15 protein-coding genes are annotated in these 14,524 nt (G+C 55.0%); 6 read left to right on the top strand and 9 right to left on the bottom strand.

Annotated features, from left to right (window positions below):
• Nucleotides 1-81 precede the first annotated feature (81 nt).
• The 3 genes from ACOSDM_RS01335 (at nucleotide 82) to ACOSDM_RS01325 (ending at nucleotide 2,571) form a co-directional block, all read left to right on the top strand.
• Nucleotides 82-864 carry a hypothetical protein gene (locus ACOSDM_RS01335; RefSeq protein WP_420722667.1) on the top strand — a complete coding sequence of 261 codons (783 nt, stop codon included), beginning with the start codon at nucleotides 82-84 and terminating at the stop codon, nucleotides 862-864.
• Between the two features lie 232 nt (nucleotides 865-1,096).
• Nucleotides 1,097-1,860 (top strand): IS5 family transposase gene (locus tag ACOSDM_RS01330; protein WP_420722666.1). Its coding sequence is split into 2 segments (ribosomal slippage): nucleotides 1,097-1,415 and nucleotides 1,415-1,860, totalling 765 coding nucleotides; the frame shifts between segments, so codons are not numbered across the junction.
• Nucleotides 1,861-1,983: 123 nt separating this feature from the next.
• Entirely contained in the window at nucleotides 1,984-2,571 is a 588-nt protein-coding gene (locus ACOSDM_RS01325) for a hypothetical protein (protein WP_420722665.1), read from the top strand.
• 150 nt (nucleotides 2,572-2,721) lie between these two features.
• Here the strand turns inward: ACOSDM_RS01325 and recQ are convergent, their stop codons facing one another.
• Both recQ and ACOSDM_RS01315 read right to left on the bottom strand, forming a co-directional pair.
• Entirely contained in the window at nucleotides 2,722-4,515 is a 1,794-nt protein-coding gene (gene recQ / locus ACOSDM_RS01320; protein ID WP_420722664.1) for a DNA helicase RecQ, read from the bottom strand.
• Nucleotides 4,512-5,288 (bottom strand): alpha/beta fold hydrolase, encoded by a 777-nt coding sequence (locus tag ACOSDM_RS01315; protein WP_420722663.1) that lies wholly within the window; start codon nucleotides 5,286-5,288, stop codon nucleotides 4,512-4,514. Before ACOSDM_RS01315 ends, recQ begins: the two co-directional genes overlap by 4 nt.
• Nucleotides 5,289-5,342: 54 nt before the next feature.
• Here ACOSDM_RS01315 and ACOSDM_RS01310 point away from each other — a divergent pair, with 54 nt between their 5' ends.
• Nucleotides 5,343-6,080 (top strand): sulfite exporter TauE/SafE family protein, encoded by a 738-nt coding sequence (locus tag ACOSDM_RS01310; RefSeq protein WP_420722662.1) that lies wholly within the window; start codon nucleotides 5,343-5,345, stop codon nucleotides 6,078-6,080.
• On the opposite strand, the gene ACOSDM_RS01305 is transcribed toward ACOSDM_RS01310, so the two are convergent.
• Nucleotides 6,051-6,992, bottom strand: a complete 942-nt coding sequence (locus ACOSDM_RS01305; protein ID WP_420722661.1) for a LysR family transcriptional regulator — start codon at nucleotides 6,990-6,992, stop codon at nucleotides 6,051-6,053. The genes ACOSDM_RS01310 and ACOSDM_RS01305 overlap by 30 nt on opposite strands.
• Before the next feature lie 113 nt (nucleotides 6,993-7,105).
• On the opposite strand from ACOSDM_RS01305, the gene ACOSDM_RS01300 reads away from it, so the two are divergent.
• Together ACOSDM_RS01300 and ACOSDM_RS01295 are read left to right on the top strand one after the other, a co-directional pair.
• The gene (locus ACOSDM_RS01300; RefSeq protein WP_420722660.1) at nucleotides 7,106-8,080 is read left to right on the top strand and encodes a fatty acid desaturase; all 975 of its coding nucleotides are present in this window, start codon (nucleotides 7,106-7,108) and stop codon (nucleotides 8,078-8,080) included.
• A complete protein-coding gene (locus tag ACOSDM_RS01295; protein ID WP_420722659.1) occupies nucleotides 8,080-8,913 on the top strand; it encodes a hypothetical protein in 834 nt (277 codons plus the stop codon). Before ACOSDM_RS01300 ends, ACOSDM_RS01295 begins: the two co-directional genes overlap by 1 nt.
• Nucleotides 8,914-8,923: 10 nt before the next feature.
• On the opposite strand, the gene ACOSDM_RS01290 is transcribed toward ACOSDM_RS01295, so the two are convergent.
• From ACOSDM_RS01290 to ACOSDM_RS01265, 6 genes are all read right to left on the bottom strand, one after another.
• On the bottom strand, nucleotides 8,924-10,177 hold the full coding sequence (locus ACOSDM_RS01290) for a nucleotide sugar dehydrogenase (RefSeq protein WP_420722658.1): 1,254 nt from the start codon (nucleotides 10,175-10,177) through the stop codon (nucleotides 8,924-8,926).
• A 224-nt stretch (nucleotides 10,178-10,401) separates the two neighbouring features.
• Nucleotides 10,402-11,424: a polyprenyl synthetase family protein gene (locus tag ACOSDM_RS01285; RefSeq protein ID WP_420723123.1), complete on the bottom strand. Its 1,023-nt coding sequence runs from the start codon at nucleotides 11,422-11,424 to the stop codon at nucleotides 10,402-10,404.
• A gap of 129 nt (nucleotides 11,425-11,553) precedes the next feature.
• Nucleotides 11,554-11,955 carry a VOC family protein gene (locus ACOSDM_RS01280; protein ID WP_420722657.1) on the bottom strand — a complete coding sequence of 134 codons (402 nt, stop codon included), beginning with the start codon at nucleotides 11,953-11,955 and terminating at the stop codon, nucleotides 11,554-11,556.
• An 18-nt stretch (nucleotides 11,956-11,973) separates the two neighbouring features.
• Nucleotides 11,974-12,498, bottom strand: coding sequence for a DUF3299 domain-containing protein (locus ACOSDM_RS01275; RefSeq protein ID WP_420722656.1), 525 nt, complete (start codon nucleotides 12,496-12,498; stop codon nucleotides 11,974-11,976).
• Complete coding sequence (locus tag ACOSDM_RS01270) at nucleotides 12,498-13,841, bottom strand: ABC transporter permease (protein WP_420722655.1); 1,344 nt, start codon at nucleotides 13,839-13,841, stop codon at nucleotides 12,498-12,500. Before ACOSDM_RS01270 ends, ACOSDM_RS01275 begins: the two co-directional genes overlap by 1 nt.
• On the bottom strand, nucleotides 13,838-14,491 hold the full coding sequence (locus ACOSDM_RS01265; RefSeq protein WP_420722654.1) for an ABC transporter ATP-binding protein: 654 nt from the start codon (nucleotides 14,489-14,491) through the stop codon (nucleotides 13,838-13,840). The genes ACOSDM_RS01270 and ACOSDM_RS01265 overlap by 4 nt, the downstream gene beginning before the upstream one ends.
• Nucleotides 14,492-14,524 lie beyond the last annotated feature (33 nt).

Genomic DNA, 14,524 nt, shown 5'->3' with positions numbered 1-14,524 from the left:
GGCGCGGTGGTTTTAAACTTCCGCGCCTTTTCTTTAGGCACAAAGCCGAATACGATTCTGTGTCACAGCCGGAGACTATCGATGGGAAAAGCCAATTCGCATCTTGCCGCCGCAATCGCCGATGGCGCGCGCCTTTCTGTTTTTCTGGAACCTGAATTTGAAAAAAGCACCTTGGCGCATCCGCGCCCGCGCTATATCGAATCCTATCCCCTGCCGCATGTCTGTGTGAAGGAAGGCCAGGTTTGGGGCGCAACCCGCCGCACCCACCTGACCCACAAGCCCGGTGATCGCATCGATTCCGTGACCAGTTTCGCCTATACGGATTCCCTGCCCCTTTACTGCCTGTCCAGCTATAATGACGAAATGGCCGTGTTGAATAAACGGACCCTTTTGACGCGTTTGCTAAGCGCAAATCAATATCGACGTCTGAACCTGATCGCACGCCCCGCAGGTCCGTGCGTCTGGCGCGACACGCAACCCAACAACCTTAACGCCTTAAACGCATCTATTCAGGCAGGAAACGAACATTACATAACCTTCATCGATCAGAATGATATACTGCGATCCCATCCCCTGGATCTCGCCTTCCTGTTTCCAGACAGCGGGGCGGTGGAATTCAGGATAGAGCACGCCGCCTTGCCCGAGGTTTTCTATGATCCTGTCGCGTTTGAGACCAAACTGTCCAGGTCAGTTCCTGATCTGGACAAAGCCCTGGCCAGCCCAACCTTTGGGGGGCAAAGTGCAATGGCGGCGTATCTGACGTTTCGTTGTATTGACGGCAACGGATCTGCCTATGGCGTGGCCGATATCGTATCCAACACGCGCCATACCTGCACAGATGTCAGGGTCTATGCCGAGAGTTAGGTATTAGTAGTTAATGGTAATAGACATATATGTGCGCGCTCTAACGCATGCCGCTAGTCTTAAAACTCTTGGAGCAATAAGCAAAAATGGAATGGCTAAACGAAGACCGCATACCAGAGGGTAATTGGCCGTTTTTACATTCTATTCGGCGTGGACTAGAGGAACTAGGCTCAGGACCTATTAATTTGCATTGAGGAGCGAACAGTGATTCACAGTGGCAAAGGAGATTGCCATGACGGACCTGTTCCTTCTCTCATCCGATCAGATGTCGAAGATCGAACCGTTTTTCCCGAAGTCGCACGGTGTCGCTCGGGTGGATGATCGCCGGGTTGTTTCCGGGATCATTTACGTGCTGAAGCAAGGGCTGCAATGGAAGGACGCCCCGGCGGGCTACGGTCCGCACAAGACGCTGTATAATCGATTTCGTCGGTGGACCATCCTCGGTGTTTTCGATCGGATTTTCGCCAACTTGGCGGCGGCGGACGGGCGACCGGATACGCTGATGATCGATGCCACGCATCTGAAGGCGCATCGCACGGCGTCGAGCCTCCTAAAAGGGGGGTACTTTCCCGCCACATCGGGCGCACGAAAGGAGGGCTGAATACCAAGCTGCATGCTGTATGCGATGGCGAAGGCCGTCCCTTGGCCATGTGCCTGACGGCGGGGCAGGTCTCCGATCATATCGGTGCGAAGGTCTTGTATCCCGCGCTTCCCATAGGTGGCGGCGCGACCTTGATCGCGGATAAAGGGTATGACAGCGACGAGTACCGTGCCGCCCTGCGGGCAAAGCACATCGAGCCGTGCATCCCGCCCAGGAAAGGCAGAAAGGCTCCCGCGTCATTCTGCAAAACGACGTACAAACGACGCCATAAGATCGAAAACATGTTCGGCAGATTGAAAGACTGGCGCCGTATCGCAACCCGCTATGACCGTCGCGCCGACATCTTCATGGCCGCCATAACAATCGCCGCCATCGTCATATGGTGGATTCAATGAGTCCTGAGCCTAGAAAACTCACTTTCTAAATCGCATGATATAACGGAAGGTAACATCGATGCGATCACTATCACTGGACGCCTAACGGCATATCGGCAAGCTGTCATACGCCGTACACTGGATTTGACCCAAGCTATTGTTGTTTGTTGGAATTCGGGACATCTTGTCGGAGTGGTGGTGTGTGGGCGCGCTCTTTTGGAGACAATTGCAACCTTCCACTCCCTGCTAACAAGTTCACAGAATTCTTCTGATAAGCTCGATTGGCCTGCAATAGGTCGGCTTGTCGATAGCTACGCCTTTTCTGTTTCTTCTAATCAGAAGAACAAAGCATCAAATTATGTTTCACCACCTCGTGTAGGCCACATGGTAAAAAACTTTTTGAAGGAAATAGAGCCAGAATCTCTAGAATTCTGGAATCAAATTTGTGAAATTGCCCACCCAAACGGAAAAATGATGATGAGAGCCGGCGGACGTCTCCAGGAAGGAAGATATGACGCACCTAGCATTAACTCAAACGAGATTTGGTTATTTCCAGCAATACACAACTGCCTTCAATCCATAAACTGGCTTATAGCCACAACATTGGATTTTGATATTCTTCTTGAGGAAATCCGCAACGGTGGTCCGCTCCCAAGCGAGCACAAACTCGTGCGTGATCGTGCATTTTTGGATAGAGCCATGACTGAACTACTTAAAAAGGAGATCATTTAACTTCCGAGTAGCTCACTTGGCTATCTCTTTCTCTATGACTTTTTCAGATTTTCGAAATACCTTACGCCCTGAACATATTTGGGTTCGGTCGTGTCACTCTTAGTACTACCCTGCCGCAGCGGATTCCATACTCCTAGCAATGAGCAAGTATCAAACAGACACGTGGCTGATCGCGCGCAAAAACTGTGACCCGAAATCTTCCAGCTTCTTAGGACCCACGCCGCTGACCATTGCCATCTGGTCCAGCGTTTCGGGGCGCAGGCGGCACATGTCATGCAAGGTGGCATCGGCGAAAATGACATAGGCGGGGACATTGCGTTCCTGTGCCAGGTCCCGACGCAACGCCTTCAGGGCCGCCAGCAGATCTGGATCGACGCCTTCCAGCGAAATCGCGCGGCGTTCCGAACGCTCCGACTTCTTGGATTTTGGAATTTCGCGATACAGGAATGCTTCATCCCCGCGCAGCACCGCTTGCCCCTTGCGGGTCAGCACCAATCCACCAAAGCCTTCGATATTGATCGACAGATATCCGCCCGCAACGGCCTGGCGGATAAAGGCCTGCCAGTATTGCTTTGGATGTTCCGCGCCAATCCCATAAGTGGGCAGCTTGTCATGCCCGCGTTCTTCGATCTTTGCCGTCTTTGCGCCGCGCAGCACATCGATGATATGCGCCGTGCCGAAACTTTCACCCGTCCGCAGAATGGCAGACAGCAGCATCTGCGCTTCCCGCGTGCCATCAATCACGACCGGCGGATACAGACAGGTATCGCAATTGCCACAGGGTTCCGGATCCTCCCCAAAATAGGACAGCAGCGTCGCGCGGCGGCATTGTGTTGCCTCGCAATAGGCAAGCAGGGCATCCAGCCGCTTATGTTCGCGGCGCTTATGATCCTCGTCCTGGCCATCCTGATCGATGAATTGGCGGCGCATGCGCAGATCATCCAGGCCGTACAGCATCCATACATCAGACGGCAGGCCATCCCGACCCGCACGCCCGATTTCCTGATAATAGGCTTCCATACTGCCGGGCAGATTGGTGTGAAAGACATAGCGGATGTCCGGCTTATCGATCCCCATGCCAAAGGCGATGGTCGCGACCATCACGACGGCAGATTCCGACATGAAAATATCCTGGTTTTCCTTGCGCTGATCTGACGGCAGGCCCGCATGATACGGCAGGGCGCGATACCCTTCCGCCGACAGGGCTTCAGCGACTTCATCGGTCAGGCGGCGCGACAGGCAATAGACGATGCCGGACTGATCCTTGCGATCCTCCAGAAAGCTCAACAACTGCTTCTTCCAATGGGTCTTTGGAACCACGGTCAGGCTCAGATTGGGGCGATCAAAGCCATGCACCACGGTGTCCCCGCGTCCCCGGAACAGCTTTTCCGCAATATCCCGCCGGGTCGCCACATCCGCCGTGGCGGTGAAGGCGCTGACCGTCGCATTGGGGAAATGGTCCGGCAGCGTTGACAGCATCTCATAATCCGGTCGGAAGCTGGCCCCCCATTTCGAAATGCAATGGGCCTCATCAATCACGAAAAGGGCTGGATCCAGCTTTTGCAAGGCACCGATCATGCGCGGCGTCATCAGACGTTCGGGCGACATATACAGAATTTTCGCGCCGCCTTTCGCGACCCGCAGCCATTGCTCTACATTTTGATCCCGCGATTGCCCGGAATGGATACAGGCGGCATCAACACCATTCGCGCGAAGGCCTGCGACCTGATCGTCCATCAAGGCGACAAGTGGGGACACAACAAGGGTCGGTCGATCCAACATCAGGGCGGGCACCTGATAGCACAGGGATTTTCCCGCCCCGGTCGGCATCACCGTCAGGGTGTGGGTTCCCGACAGCAAACGATCAACAATCTCCCTCTGCCCCGGTCGAAAGCTTGGATAGCCAAAGACCGAGGACAGGACGTCTTCAGGCGACTGGGTCAAGACAGAAAACTCTCCACGGCTTCCAGAAACAAGGCGGGCTGTTCCGCATGTAACCAGTGCCCTGCATCGGGGATCGCTTCAATCTCTGAATTGGGGAAAAGACGCTCAATTTCGGCATGATGGCGCGGCAGCACATGGGTCGAGTTTGCCCCGGTCAGGTGTAGGCTGGGCTTTTCGAATGCATGATCGCTGTCAATATCCGGGAATCCTTCAATATTGGACATCGCCTTTTCGATCACATCCAGATTGATCTTCCAGGTCAATCCACCGCCCTCCGCCGGCGCCAGGTTTTGCGCCAGGAAGGTGCGGATCATCCTTTCCGGGATTGCCGGGGCCAGGGCTTCTTCGGCTTCCGACCGGCGCGTCATGCCGGCAACGTCCAATTCCTGCATTGCCGTGACATAGGCCATTAAACCGCTGTCGCGCGGCGCTGGCGGGATATCGACCACCACCAGTTTCTCTATCAGCTCCGGTTTTTCCAGTGCCAGAATCATCGACGCTTTGCCGCCCATGGAATGACCAATGACGCGGGCCGGGCCACCAATCTGTTTTTCAATCAAGCCCGCAATATCACCTGCCATGGCGGGATAGGTCATCTCCTCATCCCAGGGCGACTCCCCATGATTGCGCAGGTCGACCGATAGAACGCGATAGGTTTTCGACAGAACCTTGGAAATCGCCCCCCAATTGCGTTTGTTTCCGAACAAGCCATGCAGGATGACCAGAGGCGGACCCTCCCCTGCTTCTGAGAAAGATAGATCTAAAATCGACATTACCACTCCATAGAATTTGACCACTCACTCGACGAACCCTACCTTGCCCGAACGATGGAAGGAAGTGATCTCCTCATATTTGCGATTGGTGCGGGGGCGGCCGGTTATATTGGCGGCCTGACAGGCCTGGGCGCGGCGCTGATCGCGCTGGCCTTCTGGCTGCATGTCATGCCGCCCCAGGTCGCCGTCCCGATGGCTGCCTTAATCGGTGTCACCAGCCATTTGGTCACGTTGGGCTTTATTCGCCATGGCATTCGGGTCGGACGATTATGGCCCTTTATCCTGGGCGGCCTGATTGGGCTGCCAATGGGACTTTACGCCCTCTCTTATTTGAACGTGGATTTTGCCAAGGCGGGTCTGGGCATCTTGCTGGTTCTTTATTGCAGCTATGGGCTGATCGTAAAAACACCGCCGCAGATTCAGGGGGGCGGGCGACGGGCAGATGGCGTCATTGGCTTTCTGGGCGGCTTTTTTGGGGGCGTCGCCAGCATGTCTGGACCCGTCCCTACAATCTGGGCAGGTCTTCGCGGCTGGCCCAAGGATGAACAGCGCGGCGTTTTCCAGCCCTTCAATCTGGTCATACTGGGGATCGCCCTGATCGGGCACAGCTTTTATGGACGGTTTGATGTCTTAACGGGGCCCAATATATTGATCGCTATGGCCTGCGGTGCCGCCGGGGCTGTGTTGGGCATTTATACCTATCGCCACACCAGTGATCGCAACTTCCGCCGCCTTGTCCTGATCCTGCTGCTGATCGGGGGGTTAAGCCATTTGGGCAGCGTTCTGTTTTGATACTTCTTCGCGGTAGGTTTTCTGAAAGGCCTCAACCACCGGCGCGGGGCGCTTGGTGTCCCGGGTTACTAGGGCAAAATCCTGCTCCAACCGTGTTAGGTCCGGGCGCAGAGCACGAATCTCTCCGGCCGCAACCCAGGGGGCCGCACATTGATCGGGCATTAATCCCAGATACCGCCCGGTCTGTAACAGGATCAAGATCGCCTCCAGATTATTGGCACTTGCCGCAGGTCCGGTTCGAAAAGGCTTTTCGCGGGTTCTCAGCGTATCCTGAAACGTTCGTCCAACATAATCCGGTCGCGTCAGATCCTCCAAACGGATCAACTCATCGGGCTTGGAATACAGGGGGTGCAGCCTGCCACAATAGACAGACTGGACCTCTTTGGCGACATGGCTGTAGGCCAGTCCGGATTTTGGGCGGTGCATGGCACAGAAGGCAAGATGCACCGTACCATCCAGCAAGCGCCTTTCCATTTCATCCGTGCTCAACACGCTGATCGTAATATGGACATCCGGTGCCTTGGCACGAAACCGGGACAGGGTTTCCGAAATCGGGATTTCCGGCAGGGTCAGAATGCCATCAATGATCGCCAGGTTGAATTCCCCGACCAAACGCCGTTGCGCCGTCGATACCTGGGCGCGAAAGGAATCCAGTGCCGTCATCAGGCGCACGACTTCCTGAAAGACCAACCGCCCTTCCTCTGTCAAGGCAAAGCCGCCGCGCCCACGTTCACACAATCGCAACCCCAGGCGGGTTTCCAGATTGGCGATATGGGTCGATATCGTGGATCGGGCCAGACCAAGTTCCGCCTCTGCTGCGGTAAAGCCGCCACATTCCACCACGGTTTTGAAGACCCGCAACAGCTTGATATCGGCATCCCCGACCTGTCCCTGAAAACTTGGCTGTGCCATAACGTCGACATTTCCTAATCTTTAGATTGATACAATATGATTTTTCGACGTTATAGATTTGCTACAGTGAGAACAAGAAAGTCCTTCACACGCACTGAAATTGGGGATGAGAGATGGAAGATTTCGTTGGGCGCAAAAACCTGATCCCACCCGCCCGGATGCGGGAGCTTTGTAAACGATCAAACCTGAAAGGTGCGATACAGACGGCCAGCCATTTCGGCGCCATCGGCCTGACCGGCTTTGGTCTGTATATGACCTGGGGGACCTGGTGGGCCGTGCCGTTCTTTATTGCCCATGGGGTGCTGCTGAATTTCCTGTTCGCGGCCCAGCACGAATTCAACCACTACACGGCGTTCAAAACCCGCTGGGTCAACGATGTCTTCAACCGTATCACCGGGTTCGTTCAACTGTATCCCCGCGATTATGAGCGTTGGTACCATTTTGAACACCATCGCCATACACAGGATTGGGACAATGACCCGGAACTGATCAGCCGGGGCGGCCCCTATGATCTGGCCAGCTATCTGCCCTATCTGATCGGCATCACCTATTGGACCGGCCGCATCAAGCGCCTGTTCATCGTCGCCATGGGCAAAACCGCGCCCTATTTCACCGAAAAGCAGACCCGCAAGGTCGTGCTGGAATCGCGACTGCATCTGCTGGGCTATGCGGTAGTGATCGCCTTGTCTGTGTATTTCCAGACCTGGGCAGCGGTGATCTATTGGATCGGTCCCATGTTCACCATGAAGATTTTCCAGAACGTCCAGAACATTGCCGAACATACCGGTCTGACGCATGAAAATGACACCGTGCACAATACCCGCACGATCAAGACCTGGTGGATTTTCCGCTGGATGGCCTGGAACATGCAATATCACACGGCGCATCATACTTTCCCCGCCGTGCCGTTCCACGCCCTGCCAGCGCTGCATGCGGAACTGGTGAAACATGCCGGCTACGAGCCACCGACGACAGGCTATCTGGCATTCCAATGGCGTTTCATCCGCAAGCTGATGAAGGGGCCGGAAACCCGCGATGGCGAGGTTGAGATTGATCTGTCCCATACCCAACCGCAGGCGGCTGAATAATGCAAAAACTGGAAGTGTACCAATCCCGCTGGGCGATGGAACTGCGGCGCCCGGACGGGGTGGAGCGGTCTGACGAAGAAGCCTTTACCATGGTCGCGGAAGCTGGTTTCGACGGCATGTGCCTGGATCTGGCAAAGTCCGACCTGGAAACGATTGAGCGCACCCGCCCGCTGTTTGAACAGCACAAGCTGGGCTGCATGATCAACGCCTTCCCCAAGACGGTGGAAGGGTTCCTGCCAATCCTGGAGGCGGCGAAAGCGGCCAATGCCGTCGTCGTCAACATCATCGGGGAGGTTATGCCCTTCACCGTTGAGGAAGGCGTGGACGTGGTGCATCGCTGGATGGAGATGTCGGATCAAGTCGGCATGCCGATCCTGTTTGAGACCCACCGCAACTGCCTGACCAATGACCTGTTTTATACGCTGCAATTGATGGAGCGTGTGCCCGATATGCCAATCTGTGCGGACCTGTCCCATTATCTGATCGACCGGGAATTCTGGTATCCCTTAAATGAGCGGGACCAGGGCTATATCAGCCAGATCCTGGCCCGGGCAGATTGCTTCCAGGGGCGCGTATCCTCCCGCGAACAGGTTCAGGTCCCCCTGCACTTCCCCCAGAGCCAGAAATGGGTCGAATTGTATAAATCCTGGTGGGAAGAAGGCATCGCATCCTGGAAGGGCCGCCACGGCCCCGACGACACCCTGATCTTCCTGACCGAACTTGGCCCGCCCGAATATGCCATTACCGGCGCAGACGGCTATGAATTGTCCGACCGTTGGGAAGAATCCCTGCAAATCAAAGGCTGGGTCGAAGATATCTGGGCGAAGGTCTGAGGCGAAGGGCCTACAGCGTCCAATAGGTCATGCCATCGGGCACGCCCCGTTGACGCCAGATCGCCTTGATATCCGCGATCAGACCGTCTGGTTTAGCTAGCTTTCGCAAGGACAGCTGATCGAACGCGGAATGCGCAACGGCCCCGACAACGGCGTCATAGCCTGTGGCGGGTTCTGCAACCAAGTCGATATCATATTCATGTTTGGTTTCCGCTGCATCGGCCATCGGGTCGAAGACATCAACTGTGTGACCATGCACGGCCAAACGTGCGATCAGGTCTGCGACCTTGGAATTGCGGATATCGGGCACGTTTTCCTTGAACGCGATGCCCAGCACCAGAATTTTTGACGGGCCGGATAGTTGCGCGTCGATATTATCGGCGATCCGATGGGCCATGCCGTCATTAATGCTGCGCCCGGCCAGGATCACCTTGGGCTCAATATTCAACTGCTGTGCCGCATGGGCCAGATAATAGGGATCAACCCCAATGCAGTGCCCCCCGACCAAGCCCGGTGTGAAGGGCAGGAAATTCCATTTCGTCCCAGCCGCTTCCAGAACGTCATGGACGGAAATTCCCATTTTCTGGAAGATGGTCGCTATTTCATTAACGAAGGCGATGTTGATATCGCGTTGGGCGTTTTCGATGACCTTGGATGCTTCCGCCGTGCGAATATCACGGGCGACGAAGATGTTGTTCCCGTTCATCGTGCCATACAGGCGGGCCAGCAATTGGCTGACATTATGGGTCTGACCGGCCACAACCTTGGTGATCAAATCGACGCGGTGCACTTTGTCGCCTGGATTGATCCGTTCCGGGGAATAGCCCAGGAAAAAATCCTGGCCCGATGTCAGGCCAGACTCTTCCTCCAGGATTGGACCACAGAAATCTTCCGTAACACCCGGATAGACGGTCGATTCATAAACCACGACCGTCCCCATTTTCAAATGACGCCCAACCATCCGGCTGGCAGATTCAACAGCCCGCAAATCCGGCTTATTGTCCGGCCCGACCGGGGTTGGGACGGTCACAATGTGGATATGCGCTTCTGACAGGAAGCTTTCGTCAGCTATGTATTCCAGTTTGGAATCGGCCAATTCACCGACGCTTAACTCTCCGGTTCGATCATGACCGGCGCGTAATTCTTCAACCCGCTGTCGATTAGTATCAAACCCGATAACATCGAAATGCCGCGCCAGCGCGACCGCCAGCGGCAAGCCAACATAGCCAAGTCCAATGACCGATACAGTGGGATTCTCAAACATTATAGCTCGCGCCTTTTAGTGCCGTCATTCAATACGGCATATATCCGCTGAGCGACAGGGTGTGTCAAACAAAGTGCTGATATTGGTTTAACGTATCGGGGCCGATCAATCGCCGCATCGATCTCGGCGCCCAGACTTGGCTGTTTGGTATGCGGCCCAAGCCAAGCCCTGCAGGAATATTTTAATCAAAACATTCAATTTCACAAGAATAGATAATCCGCCGATCAATAGGCCCGATCAATGATAAAATCGACCAGATCGGTCATGGCTTCCTTGGTTGGTCCATTCTGAAAGATACCCAGGGCGTCGCGGGCGATGCTGCAATAATGACGGGCGCGATCCACTGAATCATCCAGTGTACCATGGGATGTCATCAGGCGCATGGCTTCTTCCAGATCGCCGTCTTTCTGGTCCATTTCGGCAATCGTTCGGTGCCAAAAGGCCCGCTCTTCTTCATTGCCCCGACGATAGGCCAGAATAACCGGCAAGGTCACTTTGCCTTCCCGGAAATCATCACCCACAGTCTTGCCCAGCTTTAGCTGATCTGCAGAATAATCCAGCACATCATCGATCAATTGAAAGGCGATGCCGATATTCATGCCATAGCTTTCCAGCGCCTCTTCCTCGGCCTGGGGGCGTTCGGCCACAACCGCGCCAATGCGCGTGGCTGCGGCGAATAATTTTGCAGTCTTCGATCGAATAACTTCCAGATAAGCCTCTTCCGTCGTTGTCGGCTCATTGGCCGTCATTAACTGCAGGACTTCCCCTTCCGCGATGACGGCAGAGGCATCGGACAATATGCGCAGAACCTGCAACGATCCATCAGCCGTCATCAATTGGAAGGATCGCGAAAACAGGAAATCCCCGACCAAGACGCTGGCCTCATTTCCCCAGATTGCGTTGGCACTGGCCTGACCGCGGCGCAGGTCGCTTTCATCGACAACATCATCATGCAGCAGGGTCGCGGTATGGATAAATTCCACACAGGCGGCCAGCCCAATATGGCGCTGCCCCGTATAGCCACATAAATTCGCCGACGCCAGGGTCAGCACCGGGCGCAGGCGTTTACCGCCGGACGCGATGATATGACCTGCCAATTGCGGGATCAGCGCAACGGGGCTCTTCATATTATCCAGAATATGCTGGTTGACCTTTTTCAGGTCGCCCTCAACCAGCCCCAACAGGGCGTCAAGCGACGGACGCTCATCCTGCTTGGACGCTGATTTCTTATCAGTAAGCGGTAAAATGGTCGCCAAGACCGTATCTCCAACTTGAAAGCAATTGACGCGCGTTCCCTTTCGAGGCCACTGCTCAAAATAGCCGAGACCCCTATAGGGTCAAGGGGTGTGCGTCGGCAAGTCAATTTCGCGCTGGCTTCAGGCTCCGGACTGATCTTCGGGCAAGTGACAAACGACCTGCAATTTGTTGCCATCCAAATCCCGGAAGTATGCGCCATAATAATTTTCATGATAGTGCGGGCGCAGGCCAGGGGCACCTTCATCCACAGCCCCCAGAGATCGCGCCATTTCATAAGCCCTTCGCACCATCTGGCGGGTCTGTGCCGCAAAGGCGAAATGCGTGCCATTGCCTGCAGTAGCCTGCTTTTCATCAAAAGGGGGAAAGACCCAGAATTTAGGGTCATCTGGCCTGCCCCATCCGGCATAGCCAGATTGAATATCCCCGCGATAACGCGGAATTCCCAGGACACTAAAGACGGCATCATAAAATCGAATTGCGCGGGAAACGTCGTTAGTCCCAACCGTGACGTGACTGAACATAGACTCCCCTCCAACCGTCTAATTGACCTTTCTGGCATCCTTTAAGCGATAAAAGACGCTGTATTCCTTATCCTCTGGCACCAGTTCCAGGGTTCCGGTCAATTGAACCGGGTCATAGCTGAAGGCGACGGGGTGATCCTGAGCATGGACTTCCAGAACCAGGGCCGGCCCGACATGATACTGATAGGGGCAGCTCATCGGAAATGGCCCAAAGAGAAACAGGCGCTGATCTTCTGTCACATCCAGGGGAAACATATATCCCTTTATGGTGATTTCTTTCCCGTCCAGCGCCATCACATCGGGTTGAAATTCCGGCTTTTGATAAATCAAGTCATAGCCATCATCGGTTTTCGTCTGAATCTGCACCTCATTGGTGGATCCTAGTACCTTCCAGTCCAGCGCACCGGGGGGAACATCAACATAATCGCCAATGTAATCCAGGATCGTCTTAGTGCCATGCAGGCTCCCTTCTTCCTGCGACAAGGCAAACGCTGGCGGCGACGCACATAGAAACATCAGCACTGCCAGGATTTTTCGCATCATCACCCTTTCGCCAGCAGCCCCGCAATATCCGTCCGCGCGGCTGAAATTGCGGGGATCAGGGAGGCTATCACCCCGATCATGAGGCCCAGTATCAGCAACACACCGTCAAGGAAATGCACCTGCAGGAACGTCTCTGGAAGAACTATGCCTTGAAGGGTATCGATATTCAATGCGGCGATATAGCCGACACCATGCCCGACCCCCAATCCGATCACTGTCCCGACACCGCTTAACAACACAGCTTCCGCCACGACGGTCAGCAGCAGTTTTCCGGGACTTGCCCCCAGAACTCTGAGAACCGCCAGATCGTATCGCCGCACCGCCAGGCTGGAGGCGAGAGAGGCCAGAAGAATAAGGGCCGAAAGTGCTACAAACCCGACACCCAGTGCAAGAATCAAGGTTTTCCCGATCCCCAGGCTCTTGGTCAACCGCGCCATTTCCAAGGAAGGCACGGCCGCAAGCATATCCGTGGACTGATTGATCTCACGCGGAAGGTTCATCCGATCAATCGGGCTGCGAGTCTTGATCAGAACGGCGGTAACCTGATGGCCCAGTGCTTCCTCTGCGGCTTTATCGTCATGCGCATCATGGTCGTGTGCTTCATCATGGTCGTGTGCTGCGTCATGTTCGTGTGCTGCGTCATGGTCGTGCGCTTCATCATGATCATGTGTGTCATGCGCATCATGACTGTCGTGTCCCTCTGCCTGCGCCTCATCATGGTCGTCATCATGATGGTGTCCGGAATGCAATGCCTGAACACTGTCCACACTGGTGACAATCAACCTGTCCAACACTGTTCCCGTCGGTTTTAATACACCAGTCACGGTGTATAGATAGGAATCATGGATATCGTCACTGTCTGCCGCGAAGCCATGACGGGCAGCAAAACTTTCACCAATTTTCATGCCGGTCGCCGCGCCGACAACCGCCTCAAACGGATGGTCAAAAACCTGGCCGTCAGCGAATTCAGCCTGATAAAGCTTCAGATAATCGGGCGTGCTGCCCACCATGCGCCAACCTTGATAATTGTCCCCGAGGGCCAGGGGGATTGCCTGACGCACATGGCGGTTATTCTGTAAGGCCAGATAATCCGACATTTCGATATTCCCGGCTGGAACATCGGCATGATAAACCGACGACAGCACCAATTGCAGGGGGCTTCCCTTCACGCCCGCGACGATATCAATCCCTTCTGCATTGCGCAGAAAACCTGACGCGATGGTTTGAGACAGTAGAAACAACAGGATTAATAGGGCGCTGCCCAACGTTGCAGACAGAACGCACAAAGCCGATTGCAGCGGGCGGGCGCGAATGGCCGCCACGGCAAGTGAAACCGCATTCATGATACAGGCCCTCCCTTCGTCTTAAGTGTCACCACGGTGTCGAAGCGATCCAAAAGCCTGGCGTCATGAGTGGCGATCATCAGCGCAGCCCCGGTCTCCCTCGCTTGATCCTGTAGCAGCGTGACAACTGCATTCGTATTGGCGTCATCCAGGGCAGACGTCGGCTCATCCGCAATCAGCAGTTTCGGGCGCAGCAAAACAGCCCGGGCAATGGCGGCGCGTTGCTGTTCGCCCTGGCTCAGGGCTGTGGGCTTTCGATTCGCCTTATCGGCCAGACCCAGTTTCGCTAAGAGGTCCTCCAAACGTCCGGGTTCTACCGCGACCTTCGCCATGTCTGCTGCCAGCATGACATTCTGCGCCAGGGTGAGTGAGGGCAGCAGATGCAATGTCTGAAAGATGAATCCGAACGTTTTTCCCCGAATGCGGTCCCGGGCAACAGACGATTGGGCGTATAAATTCTGCTGTTCCAGCAGGACGTCGCCTTCCGTAGGTGGCAGTAAACCGGCCAGTACGGACAGCAATGTCGTCTTCCCAGATCCCGATGGCCCCAACAGCAGAAGCTGTGCGCCAGGTGAAATGGACAGGTCCGGAAGGTAAAGCGGTCGCGACTCGCCTCGACGGACAACAATACTGTTTGATGCTAATATCACGGTCGGTATCCCAATCAATTGCTGCGAAATCAT

The organism is Hwanghaeella sp. LZ110 (genome assembly GCF_048892525.1).
Lineage (GTDB): Bacteria > Pseudomonadota > Alphaproteobacteria > UBA8366 > Aestuariispiraceae > Pacificispira.
The sequence above is the reverse complement of the archived record's forward strand: the minus strand, read 5'-3'. Positions and strand labels throughout refer to the sequence as shown.

What these genes read in the sequence shown, in the direction of transcription:
- ACOSDM_RS01275 (WP_420722656.1), bottom strand. Translation starts at nt 12,498, where the DNA reads ATGATGCGAAAAATCCTGGCAGTGCTGATGTTTCTATGTGCGTCGCCG.
- ACOSDM_RS01310 (WP_420722662.1), top strand. Translation starts at nt 5,343, where the DNA reads ATGGAAGGAAGTGATCTCCTCATATTTGCGATTGGTGCGGGGGCGGCC.
- ACOSDM_RS01270 (WP_420722655.1), bottom strand. Translation starts at nt 13,841, where the DNA reads ATGAATGCGGTTTCACTTGCCGTGGCGGCCATTCGCGCCCGCCCGCTG.
- ACOSDM_RS01295 (WP_420722659.1), top strand. Translation starts at nt 8,080, where the DNA reads ATGCAAAAACTGGAAGTGTACCAATCCCGCTGGGCGATGGAACTGCGG.
- ACOSDM_RS01335 (WP_420722667.1), top strand. Translation starts at nt 82, where the DNA reads ATGGGAAAAGCCAATTCGCATCTTGCCGCCGCAATCGCCGATGGCGCG.
- ACOSDM_RS01315 (WP_420722663.1), bottom strand. Translation starts at nt 5,288, where the DNA reads ATGTCGATTTTAGATCTATCTTTCTCAGAAGCAGGGGAGGGTCCGCCT.
- ACOSDM_RS01280 (WP_420722657.1), bottom strand. Translation starts at nt 11,955, where the DNA reads ATGTTCAGTCACGTCACGGTTGGGACTAACGACGTTTCCCGCGCAATT.
- ACOSDM_RS01290 (WP_420722658.1), bottom strand. Translation starts at nt 10,177, where the DNA reads ATGTTTGAGAATCCCACTGTATCGGTCATTGGACTTGGCTATGTTGGC.
- ACOSDM_RS01300 (WP_420722660.1), top strand. Translation starts at nt 7,106, where the DNA reads ATGGAAGATTTCGTTGGGCGCAAAAACCTGATCCCACCCGCCCGGATG.
- ACOSDM_RS01305 (WP_420722661.1), bottom strand. Translation starts at nt 6,992, where the DNA reads ATGGCACAGCCAAGTTTTCAGGGACAGGTCGGGGATGCCGATATCAAG.